At 71.0% G+C, this 15,694-nt stretch carries 11 protein-coding genes and 1 pseudogene; 7 read left to right on the forward strand and 5 right to left on the reverse strand.

The window, feature by feature from the left end; translation table 11 throughout:
* On the reverse strand, nucleotides 1-981 hold the full coding sequence (locus tag ABZ490_RS23450) for an NAD-dependent epimerase/dehydratase family protein (RefSeq protein WP_358992996.1): 981 nt from the start codon (nucleotides 979-981) through the stop codon (nucleotides 1-3).
* 187 nt (nucleotides 982-1,168) lie between these two features.
* On the opposite strand from ABZ490_RS23450, the gene ABZ490_RS23455 reads away from it, so the two are divergent.
* From ABZ490_RS23455 to ABZ490_RS23475, 5 genes and pseudogenes are all read left to right on the forward strand, one after another.
* Nucleotides 1,169-2,641, forward strand: coding sequence for a hypothetical protein (locus ABZ490_RS23455; protein WP_358992998.1), 1,473 nt, complete (start codon nucleotides 1,169-1,171; stop codon nucleotides 2,639-2,641).
* Complete coding sequence (locus ABZ490_RS23460; protein ID WP_358993000.1) at nucleotides 2,638-4,218, forward strand: hypothetical protein; 1,581 nt, start codon at nucleotides 2,638-2,640, stop codon at nucleotides 4,216-4,218. The genes ABZ490_RS23455 and ABZ490_RS23460 overlap by 4 nt, the downstream gene beginning before the upstream one ends.
* Nucleotides 4,215-5,759 (forward strand): oligosaccharide flippase family protein, encoded by a 1,545-nt coding sequence (locus tag ABZ490_RS23465; RefSeq protein WP_358993002.1) that lies wholly within the window; start codon nucleotides 4,215-4,217, stop codon nucleotides 5,757-5,759. The genes ABZ490_RS23460 and ABZ490_RS23465 overlap by 4 nt, the downstream gene beginning before the upstream one ends.
* 87 nt (nucleotides 5,760-5,846) lie before the next feature.
* A complete protein-coding gene (locus tag ABZ490_RS23470) occupies nucleotides 5,847-7,583 on the forward strand; it encodes a fibronectin type III domain-containing protein (RefSeq protein ID WP_358993005.1) in 1,737 nt (578 codons plus the stop codon).
* Nucleotides 7,580-7,996: pseudogene (locus ABZ490_RS23475) on the forward strand (adenylyltransferase/cytidyltransferase family protein); the annotation flags it as partial. The gene ABZ490_RS23470 and the pseudogene ABZ490_RS23475, both read left to right, overlap by 4 nt.
* Nucleotides 7,997-8,017: 21 nt before the next feature.
* Here the strand turns inward: ABZ490_RS23475 and ABZ490_RS23480 are convergent.
* A complete protein-coding gene (locus ABZ490_RS23480) occupies nucleotides 8,018-8,719 on the reverse strand; it encodes a CDP-alcohol phosphatidyltransferase family protein (protein WP_358993006.1) in 702 nt (233 codons plus the stop codon).
* A 60-nt stretch (nucleotides 8,720-8,779) separates the two neighbouring features.
* Between ABZ490_RS23480 and ABZ490_RS23485 the strand changes: the two genes are divergently transcribed.
* Nucleotides 8,780-10,237 (forward strand): glycosyl hydrolase family 28-related protein, encoded by a 1,458-nt coding sequence (locus tag ABZ490_RS23485; RefSeq protein WP_358993008.1) that lies wholly within the window; start codon nucleotides 8,780-8,782, stop codon nucleotides 10,235-10,237.
* Between the two features lie 248 nt (nucleotides 10,238-10,485).
* On the opposite strand, the gene ABZ490_RS23490 is transcribed toward ABZ490_RS23485, so the two are convergent.
* A complete protein-coding gene (locus ABZ490_RS23490) occupies nucleotides 10,486-12,021 on the reverse strand; it encodes a tyrosinase family protein (protein WP_358993010.1) in 1,536 nt (511 codons plus the stop codon).
* 188 nt (nucleotides 12,022-12,209) lie between these two features.
* Here ABZ490_RS23490 and ABZ490_RS23495 point away from each other — a divergent pair, with 188 nt between their 5' ends.
* Nucleotides 12,210-12,629, forward strand: coding sequence for a hypothetical protein (locus tag ABZ490_RS23495; RefSeq protein ID WP_358993012.1), 420 nt, complete (start codon nucleotides 12,210-12,212; stop codon nucleotides 12,627-12,629).
* A 49-nt stretch (nucleotides 12,630-12,678) separates the two neighbouring features.
* Here the strand turns inward: ABZ490_RS23495 and ABZ490_RS23500 are convergent, their stop codons facing one another.
* Together ABZ490_RS23500 and ABZ490_RS23505 are read right to left on the reverse strand one after the other, a co-directional pair.
* Nucleotides 12,679-13,368 (reverse strand): hypothetical protein, encoded by a 690-nt coding sequence (locus ABZ490_RS23500; protein ID WP_358993014.1) that lies wholly within the window; start codon nucleotides 13,366-13,368, stop codon nucleotides 12,679-12,681.
* A 529-nt stretch (nucleotides 13,369-13,897) separates the two neighbouring features.
* Nucleotides 13,898-15,691, reverse strand: a complete 1,794-nt coding sequence (locus ABZ490_RS23505; protein ID WP_358993016.1) for a S8 family peptidase — start codon at nucleotides 15,689-15,691, stop codon at nucleotides 13,898-13,900.
* Between the last annotated feature and the right edge of the window lie 3 nt (nucleotides 15,692-15,694).

The raw sequence follows: 15,694 nt of genomic DNA on the forward strand, positions 1-15,694 counted from the left end.
TCACTGCTGGGAGCGCTTGACCTGGTCGTAGACCCAGGCGTAGGTCGTCTCCAGACCGTCGAGCAGGGTCACCGACGGCTCCCAGCCGTGGATCTCCTGGATCAGGGTGTTGTCGGAGTTGCGGCCGCGGACCCCCTGCGGGGCGTCGAGCCGGTACGTGCGCTCGCAGCGGACACCGGCGATCTCCTCGACGAGGTCGACGAGCTGGTTGATGGTGACCAGCTCCGAGGAGCCGAGGTTGACGGGGATCCCGCTGTCGCCGTTCAGGATCATCTGGCTGCCGTGCACGCAGTCGTCGATGTACATGAACGAACGGCTCTGGAGTCCGTCGCCCCAGATCTCGATCCGGTGCTCGCCGCTGAGGACCGCCTCGGCGATCTTCCGGCACACCGCGGCCGGCGCCTTCTCCCGGCCGCCGGTCCAGGTGCCGTGCGGGCCGTACACGTTGTGGTACCGGGCGACGCGGGTGACGAAGCCGTAGTCCTCGGCGTAGTGCCGGCACATGCGCTCGGAGAACAGCTTCTCCCATCCGTAGCCGTCCTCGGGCTGCGCCGGGTAGGCGTCCTCCTCCTTCAGGGCGGTCAGGGCCGGGTCGGTCTGCTTGCCGGCGGCGTACACGCAGGCGGAGGAGGAGTAGAAGTAGCGCTCCACACCGGCCTCGTGGGCGGCCTGGAGCATGTGCGTGCTGGTGAGCACCGACATCATGCAGGCGGCCTTGTTGTTCTCGATGAAGCCCATGCCGCCCATGTCGGCGGCCAGCATGTACACCTGGCGCGCGCCCCGGACGCCCGCCCGGGCGCTGTCCAGGAGCGAGAGGTCGGCGACCACGTTCTCGGCGTCGGGGTGGACCTGGTACCAGTCCTGGCGCGGCTTGATGTCGACGGAGCGGACGGTCAGGCCCTGGGCGAGAAGGTCGCCCACCAGGTGGCCGCCGATGAATCCCCCGCCCCCGGCGACGACGACGTCTACCTGCTGGCTCATGCGCAACTCCTCTGTGAATCGGGAGATCTGATGGCCGATAAGCTATGCAGACTTGTCATGATTTGGGGTAATTGGCACGCCGAGAATTTTGCGATTTCTGCGCGCCTGGGGTGATTAGGGCGATCTAAGCGCTATATATCCTTCAGTGATGTTTCAGCCTAAATATTCGCTCGACGGAGAGGCCGGGATGCAGGACGCTCGCGTCCGCAGTGTGGCTGCGGTCTCCCTCTGGGCCGTGGCACTGACGGTCCTGCTGCCGGGGCTGATCCTCCAGTCGCACGGTGCGCACCCGTCGGCCGCGCTCCTCCTGCAAGGCGTCGTCGTGGTGCACAGCGGCGGTGCGCTCGCCCGGGTGCTCACCGCGTCCCGGGTACGGTTCGTCGCCCTCGGCTTCTGGGTCTTCGCCTACATCTGGCTGGGGCTGGCGGGCCTGGCGATGCTCGCCGCCGACGCGTACCCCTGGCCGTACCGGACCGACGAGACCACCGCGCTCGTGGCCGTGGCCCTCGTCGAACTCGGCCTCCTCGCCCACAGCGCGGGAGCGGCCCTCGCCGCCCGCCGGGAACGCTCCCGCGGGGACACCGCCCCGCCCGGGCGCCTGGAGCGCGCCCTCGCCCGCCGGGTCGCGCCCTGGCGACTGCTCGCCCTGTGCGCGCTCGCCCTCGGCCTCGCCGCCGTGCTGATCGCCGGCCAACCCGGCCGACTGGGCGCCTACTTCACCAGCCGGCAGGCCATCACCGAGGCCGGCGGGGAGGACGCCTCCCTGCGCTCCCTGCTCAGCTGGTCGCTGTCGGTGCCCGCGTTCTGGGCCCTGCTCGGACTGCTGAGGGTGCCGTGCCGCCCCGGCGGCGACCGCTGGCTGCGCGCCGTGCGCTGGCTGCTGCTGCCGGTGCTGCTCGCGCTCAACGTGGTCGTCAACAACCCCATCAGCAAGCCGCGGTTCTGGGCCGGCATGGTCCTGCTGACCCTGCTGTTCTCGGTGCCCCGGCTGTGCCGGCCCCGGGCCTTCCGCGTCACCTCGGCCGCGATCCTGGCCGCACTGCTGTTCGTCTTCCCCTACAGCGACTACTTCCGCTACAGCGACCGGGAGACGCTCACCGTCGCCTCCCTCGCCGACCAGTTCACCTCCAACGGCGACTACGACGCCTTCCAGCAGATGCAGACCGGTGTCGACTACGCCCACGACCACGGGTTCTCCCCGCAGAACGTCCTCGGCCCGCCGCTGTTCATGGTGCCGCGCGCGATGTGGCCGGGGAAGCCCGAGGACACCGGCATCTCCCTGGCCGAATACGCCGGATACGACTTCCACAACCTGTCCGCGCCCCTGTGGATCGAGAGTTACCTGTGGGCCGGCCCCCTCGCGGTGATCCTCGTCTTCCTCCTGCTCGGCGCGTTCGGCCGGCGCGTGGACGACATCCGCCACCGGCTGCGCGAGAGCCCCGGCGCGCTCGCCGCCCTGCTCGTCCCCGCGTTCGCCTTCTACCAGATGGTCTTCCTGCGCGGCAGCCTGCTCGCCATCGCGGGTCCGCTGACCCTGCTGGTGGCCGTACCGCTGCTCATCACCACCCCCGTCGCCCGGGCATCCCGGTTCCGCTCATCGGCGATGCCGGCCGCAACCCCCCGTCACGCATCGATCCCCGGAACAGGAGGGCACCCGTGACCGGCCCCATCCATCTCGACGACCGGTACGACGAGCCGGACCAACTACGCGACCAACTGCGCCGCATCCTTCGCCACCGCGCCCTGATCGCGCTGGGCCTGGTCCTGGGACTGCTCGGCGGGCTGGCGCTGGCCGAGTACCGCGCGCACACCTACGCCGCCACCGGTGAGGTCCTGGTGCGCTCCACCGCCGACCCGTTCGGCGCGGTCGGGGTCTCCGCCGACAACCAGGTCAGCATGACCACCGAGCAGCAGGTCGCCACCAGCGCCGAGGTCGCCCGCCGCGTCGCCCGCGCGCTGCGCCTGCCCGAGAGCCAGGCGAACGGGCTCGCCTCCCGGCTGCGCGTCACCAACCCGATGAAGTCCAGGGTGCTGCGCTTCGAGTTCACCGCCGGCAGCCCCCGGCGCGCGGCGGAGGGCGCCAACGCCTTCGCCGAGGCCTACCTCACCGACCGCAAGAGCCGCAACGACGCCGCCGTCCGGCGCGCCACCGACGCCCTCGGCCAGCAGATCCGGGTGCTCAACCAGGATCTGGCCGAGGAGAAGCTGGAGCAGAAGGACGCCAAGACCGCCGCGCAGAGCCAGCTCTACACCCTGCAGAAGCGCGTCCTGGACATCAAGTCCCGGGACACCGACGCCGGTGACGTCGTCCGCCGGGCCACCGCCCCCCACCTGCCGGTCGGCCCCGGTCTGCGCATCCTGCTCGCCCTCGGGCTGGTGTGCGGCCTGCTGCTCGGCCTGGTGCTGGCCTGGCTGCGCTCCGCCCTGGACTCCCGGATCCGCTCGGTCGGCGAACTGCGCGGCGCGCTGCAGACCCCGGTGCTCGGCATCCTGCCCGACGACGAGGACGGCCACGACCAGCTGCTGAAGGTCGGCCGCACCGGCGGCGCCCGCGCGGAGGCGTTCCGCGCACTGGCCTTCCGGCTGCGCAAGACCGACGGCCCCTCGGGCCCCGGCCAGGTGCTCGTCGTCGCCCCGCGCGACGCGGAGGCCGCCGAGGAGGTCGCCGCCAACCTGGCCGCCGCCCTCGCCGAGTACGGCGGCGAGGTCCTGCTCGTCGACGCCGACTCCGACGCCTCCGGGCTCGCGGACCGGCTGCCGCTGATGCCGTACGAGGCACCCACCCTGGAGGAGGCGTTCCTGCCCAGCGGGAGCGTCCTCGTCGACGCCGACGTCTCCGGACGGCTGGCCTTCCGCTCCGGCGGCGGGATCGGCACGCACACCCGCTCCAGCCTGTCCACCGAGGCCCACCGGCTGCGCCCGGGCGTCGAGTCCACCACCGTCGTCGTGACGGGGCCGTTCCTCACCCACGCCGACGCGCTCGCCGTGGCCCAGCGCGTCGACGGCGTCGTGCTGGTCGTCGGCCTCGGCGCCACCCGGCAGGACGACCTCCGCCAGGTGCAGGAACTGGTCGACTGCTCCGGCGGACGCCTCCTCGGCACCGTCCTCGACGCCGCCCGGCCTCGCCGGCGCCTGCGGCTGCCGCGCCGCCGCCCGAAGTACCGTCCGGCGTCGCACCCCGCCGCGCCGATGGAACTTCCCGCCCAGGACGGCACCTTCTCCGTCTCCCGGCGGTGACCGCTGCCGACACGACCGCTCCCACCCGCGCCGGGGCCGAGGCCCCGCGCGCGGTGGCGGCGGTCGCCCGGGGCGGGTGGTGGGGGATGGCGGGCTCCGCCGCGAACGCCGTCTTCTCCTTCCTGCTGGTCGGCCTGTTCACCCGCGCCGTCGGCGCGGACGGCTCGGGCGTGGTCTTCACCGGCGTCGCCCTGTTCACCATCCTCAGCAACACCTGCAAGCTCGGCGCCGACGCCGGGCTCATTCGTTTCGTCCCCCGGGACCTCGCCCTGCACGACGGCCGCTCGGTCCCCGACCTGCTGCGGATGGCCGTACTGCCCGCAGCCGTGGTCTCCACCGCGGCCGCCGCGCCCCTGCTGCTGTCCTCCACCGCGGCCCGCCTGCTGCTGCCCCAACTGCCCCCGGCGGACGCCGTCTCCCTGGTGCGGCTCTTCGGTGTCTTCCTGCCCGTAGCCACCGTCGGCATGGTCCTGCTCGGCGCCACCCGGGCCTACGGCACGGTCGTCCCGTTCGTCGCCGTGGAGCAGATCGGCAAGCCCGTGCTGCGGCTGCTGATCGCCCTCCCCGTCGCCTTCCTGCTGCCCAGCCTGACCGCGCTGGCCTCGGCGTGGCTGCTGCCCGCGCTGGCCGGTTCGGTGGCCGCCTGGTTCACCCTGCGCCGCTGCCGGGCCGGCCGGGGCCCGACGACGCCCCCGGCCGACGGCGGGTCCGTGTCCTGGCGGACGTTCTGGGGCTTCGCCGCGCCCCGCGCGGTCTCCTCCGTCTTCGACATCAGCGCCGTGTGGGTCGGCGTCATCCTGCTGTCGGCCATGGCCACCGCGGGGGAGGCCGGCGTCTACACCGCGATCGGCCGCGTGGTCACCGCGGGCACCCTCCTGCAACTCGCCGTACGGCTCGCCGTGGCGCCGGAGGTCAGCCGGCTGCTCGCCCTCGACGAGGACACCGAGGCCCACGCCCTGCACCGCGTGTCGACCTGCTGGATCGTGCTGTTCTCCTGGCCGCTGTTCGCCCTTCTCGCGGCCTTCCCCGGCACCTTCCTGTCCGCCTTCGGGCCGGAGTTCGTCCGCGGCGCACCCGCCCTGGTCGTCCTGTGCGCGGCCTCGATGGTCAATGTCGCCGTCGGCAACGCCCAGACCGTGCTGCTGATGGCCGGCCGCAGTTCCTGGCATCTGGCCGTCACCGCGGTCGCGTTCACGGTGCAGCTGACCGTCGGGGTGCTCGCCGTCCCGGCCCGGGGCGTGCTCGGCGCCGCCGTGTCCTGGGGCGCGGCCATCGTCGTGGAGAACCTCGCGGCGGCCCTGCTGATCCGATGGCGCCTCGGCTTCACCACCGTCGACCGCGGCTATGTCACCGCCCTCGGCATCGCCCTCACCGTCTCCGTGGTGCTGGGAGCCGCCCGTACGAGGGAAGGTGACACTCCATCAGGACTCGCCGTGGGGATGGCCTTGGGAATGTGTGTATTTGCTATTAGTTTGTGGCGATATCGGACGTCGCTGAGAGTGACCGAGCTGGCCGGAGTGCTGCGCCGCCGCGCCGCATGAGGCCGGCCCCGGCCGCAGCGTTCCGGCCCACTCGGTGGGCGTCTTCCGACTCCGTATCTCTCCCACCAACTGCCACCCGGGGTTCCCTTGCACCTGAGAAAGCTCCGTTCGAAGCCGGTCACCAGGGTCGCCGTCACCGCCCTCGTGTGCTCCGCAGCCCTGCTCGACGCCTCCCTCGCCGCGGCCGCCGACAGCGGCCCGAAGACGTTCTCCGCCGATGCGCTGCCGACCTGGCAGACCGAAGGCATCGTCTGGTCGATGGCCGCCGCGAACGGCGTCGTCTACGTCGGAGGATCCTTCGAGGCGGTCCGCCCGCCGGGTGCGGCGCCGGGCCGGAAGCTGGTGGCCCGCCGCAACTTCGCCGCCTTCGACGCGGTGACCGGCAAACTCCTGCCCTGCGCCCCGGCCTTCACCGGGCACAACCACACCGTGCGGGCCATGAAGGCCTCCGCGGACGGCCGGGTGCTGTACATCGGCGGGTCCTTCGACACCGTCGGCTCCGAGAAGGCGGCCAACGTGGTCGCGCTCAACACCGCCGACTGCTCGGTGCGCAAGGACTTCAAGCCGACCGTGTCCTCGACCGTGCGGGCCGTCGAGCCCACGGACCGGGCGATCTACCTCGGCGGTGACTTCGGCCGGGTCTCCGGCGAGACCAGGAGCCGTATCGCCGCCCTCACGCCCAAGGGCGCGCTGCTGCCCTTCAAGGCCGAACTCGACCAGCCGGTGCGCGCCCTGTCGGCCGCGATCTCGCAGGGGCGCCTCTTCGTGGGCGGCGACTTCGAGAGGGTCAACGGACAGTCGGCCCGCTCCCTGGTCACCCTGAACCCCGTCACCGGCGCCACCGTCCTCGCCTACCCCGGCTGGTTCCCGAGCCAGTCGTCGGTGAAGACGATCGCCCAGGACAACTCCCGCTTCTTCGTGGGCGCCGAGGGCCACGGCCCCGGCATCTACGACGGCCGGATCGCGGGCCGGACCGCCACCGGCATCATGGTGTGGAACGACACCTGCCGCGGCGCCACCCAGTCCGTCCTGCCCTACAACGGCGTGCTCTACAGCGCCTCGCACGCCCACGACTGCAACGAGACGCCGGGCGGCTTCCCCGACCGGGGCGACCGTCAGCACTTCCTGGCCCAGCGGGTCGACGACCGCAGGATCCTGCACTGGTTCCCCGACACCAACGGCGGCCTCGGCGAGCAGGTCGGCCCCCGTGTCCTGGTCGCGTCGCGCGGCTACCTCTGGGCGGGCGGTGAGTTCACCGAGGTCAACGAGGCGCCCCAGCAGGGCCTGACCCGCTTCGGCGACAAGGACACGGGTGCTCCGGAGGAGCCGCCCACGCTGTCCCTGTCGGCGGCCGAGCCCGGCAAGGTCACCCTCGCCTGGCGGGCCGCGTGGGACCGCGACGACGCCGTCCTGACGTACCGGATCTACCGCGACGGCAAGCTCGTCGTGACCAAGGCGAAGTCCTCCGCCTTCTGGGACCGCCCGAAGATGACCTGGACCGACTCGGTCGCGGCGGGCTCCCGCCACCAGTACGCCATCGAGGTCACGGACGGCACCAACACCGCGGCCCGGTCCCGTGCGCTGACCGTGAACGTGCCGAAGCCGGCGCAGCAGACCACGACGGCACCGAAGCAGACGGCCGAGGGCGGCGCCCAGACCGGCCAGACCGCCCAGTCCGGCCAGACCGCCCAGTCCGGCCAGACCGCCCAGTCCGGCCAGACCGCCCAGTCCGGCCGGACGGCCCAGGCGGGCAAGTCCGCCCACGCGGGCAAGGCCACCCACTCCGCCCGGACGGCCCACCGTGGAAAGGGTGAGGCGCGATGACCCGCATCGGATTCGCCCCCGGCGTGTACGACCTGTTCCACATCGGCCACCTCAACATCCTGCGCGAGGCCCGGCGCCACTGCGACCGGCTCGTCGCGGGGGTGAGCTCCGACGAGATGACGGCACGGCTCAAGGGCAAGGTCCCGGTCGTCCCGCTCGCCGAGCGGCTCGACATCGTCCGCAGTGTGAAGTACGTCGACGACGCCATCGTGGAGACGGAGGTCGACAAGCTCAACACCTGGAAGCGGGTCGGCTTCCACGTCATCTTCAAGGGCGACGACTGGCGCGGGACCCCCAAGTGGCTGGAGTACGAGCGGCGGTTCGGGGAGGTCGGCGTGCAGGTCGTCTACTTCCCGTACACCATGCACACCTCCAGCACCCTGCTGCGCAGCGCGCTCAGGATGCTGGCCGCCCACGAGCCGCCGTCGATCCCCTCAGCGCAGCTCCCGGAACCACTTCACCAGGAAGGCGGCCATGAACAGGACGTGTGCCAGCAGCAGCGCGGAGTACACCGCAAGGAAGACGTCCTGACTGCCCAGGACTAGGAAGGCCAGACAGGTCAGGCCGTAGTCGACGGGCAGCAGCAGGACGGCCCTGAAGGCCGGGGGCGCACCGGGCGGAACCTCGCCCGGTGTCCGCCGCTTCAGCTTCTCCGTCAGGATCCCGGCGAAGAAGATCACCACGGCCGCCAGCTGGAAGACCATCGGCGCCAGCAGCCAGAGCGGGCTCGGCAGATGGAAGAACCGGTAGAACGACACCAGCACCACCAGGTGCAGGGCGAGGATCTTGACGCAGTCCAGGACATGGTCGAGCCACTCGCCCGACGGACTCCCCGACCGCTGGCCGCGCGCCAGCTGACCGTCCGCCGAGTCCAGGAAGAACCCCACGGCCAGGGCCGCGCCCACGCAGACCGCCATCGACGGCGTGGGCGGCAGCAGGGCCACCGCGGCCAGCGCGGGGAAGGTGAACAGGGCTCCGAGGACGGTCAGTTGATTGGGCGTCGCCCCCACCTGATAGGCCAGCGCGGCCAGGACCCGCCCGGCCGGGCGATTGACGAACCGGGTGTAGAGCGAGACCCCCTTCGCGGGCTTCTGTGCCGCAGACAGGTGGCGGAGAACCTCGACGAACTCGGCCATTACCCTCCTTATTCATAATAATTCGCACTCATTGGGCAAATCGCTGGAAAGAAGGCAATTATGGCAGAGCGGGAAGGCGAGATGTCCCGTGTGAGCCGTCGGCAGCTTCTGCGTGGCGGGGTGACCCTGCTGGGTGCGACGGTCCTCACCGCGCACAGCGCGTCCGCGGCGTCGGGCCCCGCCGGTGCGGTGCGGGCGCCGGCCTCCGCCGGTCTGCTGTCCCGGGTGATCAACGTGCGCGACCTCGGCGCGGTGGGCGACGGACTCGCCGACGACACCGCCGCGTTCGAGTACGCCTACGCCCTCGCCGCCGCCCGGGTCTCCCGGGGCATCGGCCGCACCGTGATCGAGATCCCGCCCGGCGAGTTCCTCATCACCCGCCCGAACGCCCTGCTCAACGGGGCCGCGCCGCTGCGCCCGGCCAACGGGCTGCGCTTCTCCGGCGCGGGCAAGCGCATGACCACCCTCGTCTTCCGCCCGCCGGTCGGCCCCGGCTCCTACCTCTGCCGCAACGAGGACATCTGGGCCAACCTGTCCTTCGAACGCATCCAGTTCCGCTCGGCGACCCCGGGCGCCTCCTTCTTCAGCTCCTATTCCACCGGCCAGGCGCAGGACTACCGGTTCTCAGAGTGCGAGTGGATGGGGGAGTGGGAGTACGGCATCCAGCTGGACGGCACCGACACCAACTCCGAGATGCGCTGGGAGGCGTGCCGGGTCGGCGGCGCCTACCGCAGGGCGTTCCTCTACTCGGGCGTCACCGGCCGGGGGCAACAGCCCAACGACCAGGACCAGTTCCTCAACTACTGGTTCACCGACATGAAGGTCGAGTACGACTGGGGCAACTTCCTGGAGTTCCCCTACGGAGGCTCCATCACCTGCCGCGGCGGCTCGTACATCATCACGGGCACCCGGCCGCCGAGCCAGGAGTACGGCACCACGAGCACGTTCTTCCGGTTCCCCGTCGCCCAGCACCACGACTCGGTGCAGCGCTTCCACGCCCAGGACATCCGGTTCGAGGTGCGCAACCCCGACGCGCGGGTCATCGACTGTGTGTGGAAGAGCGGCACGGTCCACTTCAGCGACTGCGACGACACCGGGCTGGCCTTCAAGGACTTCGCGCCCGAAGTACGGCCGCACCGCTATGTCGTGGGGCCGCGCGGGCCGCTGATCCGGTACGACTCCTGCCAGTTGGTGGGCCGGCACGAGTACCGCACGGACGGGGCGCGCGACTCCCTGCCGACCGTCGCCCGCTACGACATGTGTCTGCTGCGCAGCCATCCGCAGGAGGAGTTCGCGGTCACCGACGGCACCGCGACCCCCGCGTTCGTCAGCTTCGTCGACTGCCTGGACGTCGCCGCCGATCCCGCCGACGCGACGACGGCCCGCACCCCGGAGCCGACGGGCGACGCCCCGCCGTCGGCTCCGGCGGCGCAGGCGGCCCCCGGCACGGCCCCGACCGGTCCGGCCGGAACCGCGAGCCCGTCGGCGGCCCCGGCGCGGACGCCTCCGCCGGCGTGACGGCGCGAGGTCAGCGGACGGTGTGCAGCGTAGGGGAGGCCTACGGTTCCCGGCCCCCCGGGCGGTGGCACCGGGAGCCGGGGCAGGGCGTGCTGCCGCGGCCGGGCCGCGAGCCGAGCGTGATGCTGCTCGTGGTGCAACGGCACGACCCCTGCGATGAGTTCACCGATCACATCCGGCGACAGCCGGGTGATGCGGTACTCCACCACGACCAACTCACACACCCCGGCCCACCGTGCCCGAGGTCGCTAGACCGTGGTGAGGCTGACACTTCCGAAGCTGGGCTGCGGTGCGGGCGCCTCGGGGGCGGCTTCGGCGGCACCCGCCACCGGCTGGGAGACGGACGGCGCGATGGAGATGGTGACCGGCCCGTCCGGCAGCAGGCCCTGCTCGCGCAGCCGCTGGACCTGATCGGTGACGTCGAAGCTCACGTCGTGGCTGCCGTGGTCGTGTGCTGTACCGCCGACGTCGGCCGCGCCGAAGAAGGAGATCCAGCCGACGAAGTAGGGGCCCTCCGGGTCGAGTTCACCGCTGGGGCCGTTGAGGAAGACGTGGAACGGTGTTCCGGGCGGCACGTCGGTGCGCACATTGTGCACGGTGAGGATCAGGGTCTGCGGCGCGCTGCGGGCGGTCATGGATCGCATGGCCTCGCTGACGTCGCCGGCCGGCTCCAGGGACACCTCGGTCGGCCCGTGGACGCTGAGAAGCTGCCGAGGGTTGCCGGCGGCGGACGCCAGAACCCGTTCGCCGGGTGCGGGAGCCGGGGCGGGCGGCACCACCACGGGCCGTGTCCCCGTTCCGTCGGTCAACGACTCGTATCCGTAGTCGAGCGGGTCGACCCCCAGGAACTCCCTGGGGGTGGGCTCCTGGAGCTGCCCGTTCTCGTCGAAGAACATGAACTTGTGGTCCAGCCAGGACGCGTCGTCCGGGTTGCGGTTGTCCTTGCTCAGCCAACTGGACCAGAGCCGGTCGATGTTGCTGTGGTGCAGCCAGAAGATCGGATCACGGGCCGAGCCCTCCACGGTGCCCATCCAGCCGCCGATTCCATCGTGGACCTGATTGTGCGGGACGCTCTCCAGCTCACCGAATTTGTCGGGGCGGAAGTGCTCCATGGAGGTGTAGGTGATCTCACTGCCGAAGCTCGGCTGAACCGTCCGACGGCTGTGCGTCGCGGAGAAGACCGTCTGGCTCATGGCGACGAAGGGATTGATGTCCTTGTAGGGGAGCACTTCGAAAGCCGAGTTCGTCTTCAGGCTGCGGTGCGGCGTCTTCCAGAAGTCTGCCTGAGGCACCTGCATCTCCGGCAGGTAGAGCGGGTTGTCGATCGTCAGGTCCGTGCCGTCCGGCTCGCTCGGCATCATCGGACTGCGGAAGGCTGCCGGAAGGGCGCGCGAGGTGAAGTCCTCGAGCGGGCGCGAGGCGGGAGCGTTCAGCGCGTAGTCCCAGTAGGGCAGGGCCCAGCTTGTGGAGGGGTCGGGGGTGATGTTCTCCTCGGCGGCGATCTCCTTGATGGTCGCCCTGACGATCCGCTCGAAGTACCACAGGTAGCCCCGGTGCCACGGCAGGAAGAACCAGCCACCGTGCGGACACTGGCTGAAGGCCGCGTTCGTCTCGGTGATGGTGGGTGGGACACCGTGGATGCACCCCTGGAAGACCCAGCTCGTCGGGTCCGTGGCCGGCCGCTGCTGCATCCTCCCCACGGCCCGGGCGTACCAGTACAGCGCTGGATCCCAGTCGCTCATGTTGCTCGCGTCTCGCCGCACAAACGCGACACCGTTGGCCATGTTGCTCCTAGCTCTGGTCGGGGCGCCCGAGTGGGACGCCCCAGATCCGTACCGGCGTCGGCGGCCGCCCCACCGCGTTTCGCCCAGAAACGTTCTGAGAGGTGAACCCCGCCGTGCCATCCAGACGAGCGGTACGCGCGGAGCGGGGAACGCCTTCCGTTCGGCGCTGACGCACCCTCGCGTACGGCATGCGGGTGGCATTCCTGCGGTCGCGGAGTCGGGGCGGTCGCAGCACCCACGACTTCAACAAGCTCCGGTTCGCGCAGTTGGAGCTCAGGCTCGCGGTCGATCCGGACGGTGCAATCAGCGGGGAGCTGGTCTTCCCGGAGGAGCCGGGAGCCGACCCGCTCGCCATGGACATGGTCGGCCGGGCATCGGGCTCGTCTCCCTTGGCGTTCACCCTGACCGGCAAGGGCCGGCAGGGTGGCCCCATCGCGGACTTCCACTACGAGTACGACGGCATCGTCCTGCGCCACTGGGAGACCGGGATCGGCCAGCGCATGACCCTCGCCGGGACGGTACTGCGCGCCGAGGACCACGGGAGTGGTCCCACCCTGGCCAAGGCCGGACAGACGGCCGGCTTCCTGGCGGTGAAGCGCGAGGCCTGACCCGGCGGGCTGTTCCGGCTCGGTCCGGTTCCTTTTCGAAGCGGCGTGGTCAGCGCATGACGAGCAGAGCCGTCATGGTGACGAGGGCAGCCGTCCCGAGCGCCAGCAGCACGGGCGGCCCCGCCAGCTCCCCTGTCAGGCGTCGGCGCTGGGCCAGCGCCAGGGACGTACCGGCACCCCGCAGCATCACCCCCGCGACCGCTGCCAGCAGCAGCACATGCACCCATTCCTGAACGGGAGCCACTTCGGTGATCCAGCCGCCCAGGAGCGGGCTCAGGCAGACGGCGAGCAGCCACGGCGTCAGGCGCCGCCGGCCCCGTGCGTCGAGGACCGCCGTCAGCGCGAGTCCCTCACTGACGGAGTGCACGACCAGCGCGGCCACCACGAGAACCGAGGTCAGCAGGACCACCGTCATGCCCTCCACCAGCCGGTGCAGCATGAGGGCCAGGGCTGTCCCGGTACTCACGAGACGCCCCGGCTCACCCCGTCTGTGCATCAGATGCCCCGCCGAGGCGAGTGCGAAAGCCGTCAGCGTGGTCACCGGCACAGCCCAGGCGGACAGCCCCACCTCGCTCGCCTCATGAAGCGCATGCGGCACGATGTCGAACCCGGCCACTGCCAGCAGCACACCCGACGCAGCCCCGAGCAGCACCGTCGAATGCCGCGACCAACGTCGTCCCGACCAGGCTCCGACCAGTGTTCCCGCCGTGATCAGCACCAGCCCCACGTACTGCCCCACACCGAACTCTCCCCATGACGCCGCGACCTGTGCACCTGCCTCGACAACCGCACCAACCACCGTTCGCCTTTCCTGAAGCAAGGGCACCAGCACCGTCGACAAGCCGGGGCCCCGAAGCCCGGCGAGGAAGTGCTGAACGCCGGACTACGGCACTGGGCCGGGTTTTCGTGACGCTGCCACAGCTGCTGCCCGGCCGCATGTTGGCGGCCTGCTCCAGGGGCACTCGGGTGAAGGATTTGACCCGGCGCCGACGACCACGTCCCGTCGACGAGGTCGGTCAGCCGGAGCCACGCGTAGACCCGTGCGGCGGGCGGTCGCGGATCGTCCCGCTCGTGGGCCGGAGGGACCGGGCGAGGAGCCTCGATCTCCTCAGTCGGACTCCTGTGTCGGTCCCGGCATCCCCGCGCCGTCCCCGGTGACGCTGACGCCTGGGACACGGGCCCGCAGGGAGCCCGTGTCCAGTGAGCGAGGAGAGCCCTGTCAGCGGCGGCGAGAATCCCCGTCAGCCGTCCGGCGACAAGGCTGTCGGTCAGGGTATGGATTCGACCGCAGCTGCCGCGTCCACCTTGCCCGCGCCCCAGTCGTTGTTGGGCGCCCCGACGGTGAACGGGTCCAGCCGGGCCGTCTTGGTCAGGAGGAGGACGAGGTCGTCCTGGGTCAGCGTGGGAGTCGACTGCAACATGAGGGCACACACCCCGGTGAGGTGCGGTGCGGCCATGCTCGTGCCCGACATGGGCTGGTATTGGTTCGCACCCGCGGCCCCTACCAGTGCCGAGGTGATGGCCTGGCCCGGCGCGGCGAGTGTCGGCGCGTGGCGGCCGTCGCGCGTGGGGCCCCGACTGGAGAACGTGGAAAGGTTGCCCTGCCCCGCGCCCTTGGTGATGTAGGAGGCGGCGGTGACGACCTTTCGACTGGTCCCTGGTACCGAGATGGTCATCTCGTCGTTTCGGTGTGAGCCGATGAACTGGGGAACGGTCTGGCCTCGTTCTATCCAGGCGTGCCAGCGGCCGTCGTCGGCCACGGTCTGGCCGATGAGCGTGAGGCTCCAGGTGCCGGGCCGGATGGCGGTCTGACTGCCCGGGCTCAGCTGAACGTAGATCCGGTTGTCGCCGTTCTGGGGGTGGTGCACGACCGAGTCGACGAAGGCCGTGTTGCCACCGGGAAGCGCCAGATCGGGGACAGTGGTGCCGGGCGTGACTTCGGCGCTCGCCGTGCCGTTGGGGGTGGTGATCCGCAGGGAGAGACGGTCGGCGCCGGGGTACCAGATGTCCACCGTGTCCGGCGTGTTGTCGCCTACGGGTACCAGGAACTGCACGACGTCGGATTCTCCCTGCGTCACCTGGCCCGTCGCGTGCACGCCGGCGTTCGCCGCGTTGCCCGCGGACTTCACGAGGGCGTGCCCCGGGGCGTTCAGCAGGTTGTCGATTCCGCGTTCCAGCAGGCTGGAACCATCGTGCGGTCCCAGATTGTCGCCCTGACTGATGTTGACGACCGCGGGCCGCCCGAGGGTCTCGGCGACCTTGAAGACGTAACCGACGGCCTCGAGCGTGCTCATGGAATCGCCCAGTGCTTCCGTCGTCGTCTGGTTGGCGACGACGACCAGGTCCGCCTCGGGTGCGACTCCGACAAAGGTGAAGGCCGGTTTGCCGTTGCCGGCCGACGAGCCGTCACCGGCGGCGATGCCCGCCACATGGGTGCCATGGCCGACACTGTCGTCCATGTGTCGCACCACGCTCATCGGGTCCGGAGAGCCCAATGCGGTGTCGATCGCGGAACGTGCGTATTCCACTCCGTGATTGAACGGTGCCGGCGAGGACTCTCCGGGTTCCGGAGCGAGGTTCTGGTCCCAGATGCGCAGAATGCGGGTCTTCCCGGTCGGGTCCCGGAAGCAGCCGTGGCGCCAGTCGATGCCGCTGTCGACCACGCCCACGATCACACCGGCCCCTCGGAGTCCGGGCGGCCCGGTGTGGACCTTGTCGGCCTTGGTCTCGGGCACGGCGGCGTCCAGTTCCGGGTGGGTCGGCCGGGACGCCTCGACGTAGCCGACGGCTTCCAGCTCGTCGAGCTCCGTCAGACGGTCGATTCCGATGTCTCCGCCCACCACGTCCCCAGCCTGGACGAGCACGGTCAGACCCGTCTGCCGGGAGAGGTCTGCCAGGTCGTCGGCGCCGTGTCCCTCGGCCATGTGCAGGAGTACGCGTACACGGGGCCTTCTCACCCCTTCGGTCGTGAGCGCGAAACGGCCGGTGGACTCCAGGTCCGCCAGCTCTGCCGGGCCTTCCTCGGCCCGGGACGTCAGGAACTTCAGCCGTGAGTCGAGCATGAG

The sequence above is a fragment of the Streptomyces sp. NPDC005811 genome, from assembly GCF_040630405.1.
GTDB lineage: Bacteria > Actinomycetota > Actinomycetes > Streptomycetales > Streptomycetaceae > Streptomyces.

What these genes read in the sequence shown, in the direction of transcription:
- ABZ490_RS23450 (WP_358992996.1), bottom strand. Translation starts at nt 981, where the DNA reads ATGAGCCAGCAGGTAGACGTCGTCGTCGCCGGGGGCGGGGGATTCATC.
- ABZ490_RS23480 (WP_358993006.1), bottom strand. Translation starts at nt 8,719, where the DNA reads ATGGCCGAGTTCGTCGAGGTTCTCCGCCACCTGTCTGCGGCACAGAAG.
- ABZ490_RS23455 (WP_358992998.1), top strand. Translation starts at nt 1,169, where the DNA reads ATGCAGGACGCTCGCGTCCGCAGTGTGGCTGCGGTCTCCCTCTGGGCC.
- ABZ490_RS23495 (WP_358993012.1), top strand. Translation starts at nt 12,210, where the DNA reads ATGCGGGTGGCATTCCTGCGGTCGCGGAGTCGGGGCGGTCGCAGCACC.
- ABZ490_RS23485 (WP_358993008.1), top strand. Translation starts at nt 8,780, where the DNA reads ATGGCAGAGCGGGAAGGCGAGATGTCCCGTGTGAGCCGTCGGCAGCTT.
- ABZ490_RS23505 (WP_358993016.1), bottom strand. Translation starts at nt 15,691, where the DNA reads ATGCTCGACTCACGGCTGAAGTTCCTGACGTCCCGGGCCGAGGAAGGC.
- ABZ490_RS23490 (WP_358993010.1), bottom strand. Translation starts at nt 12,021, where the DNA reads ATGGCCAACGGTGTCGCGTTTGTGCGGCGAGACGCGAGCAACATGAGC.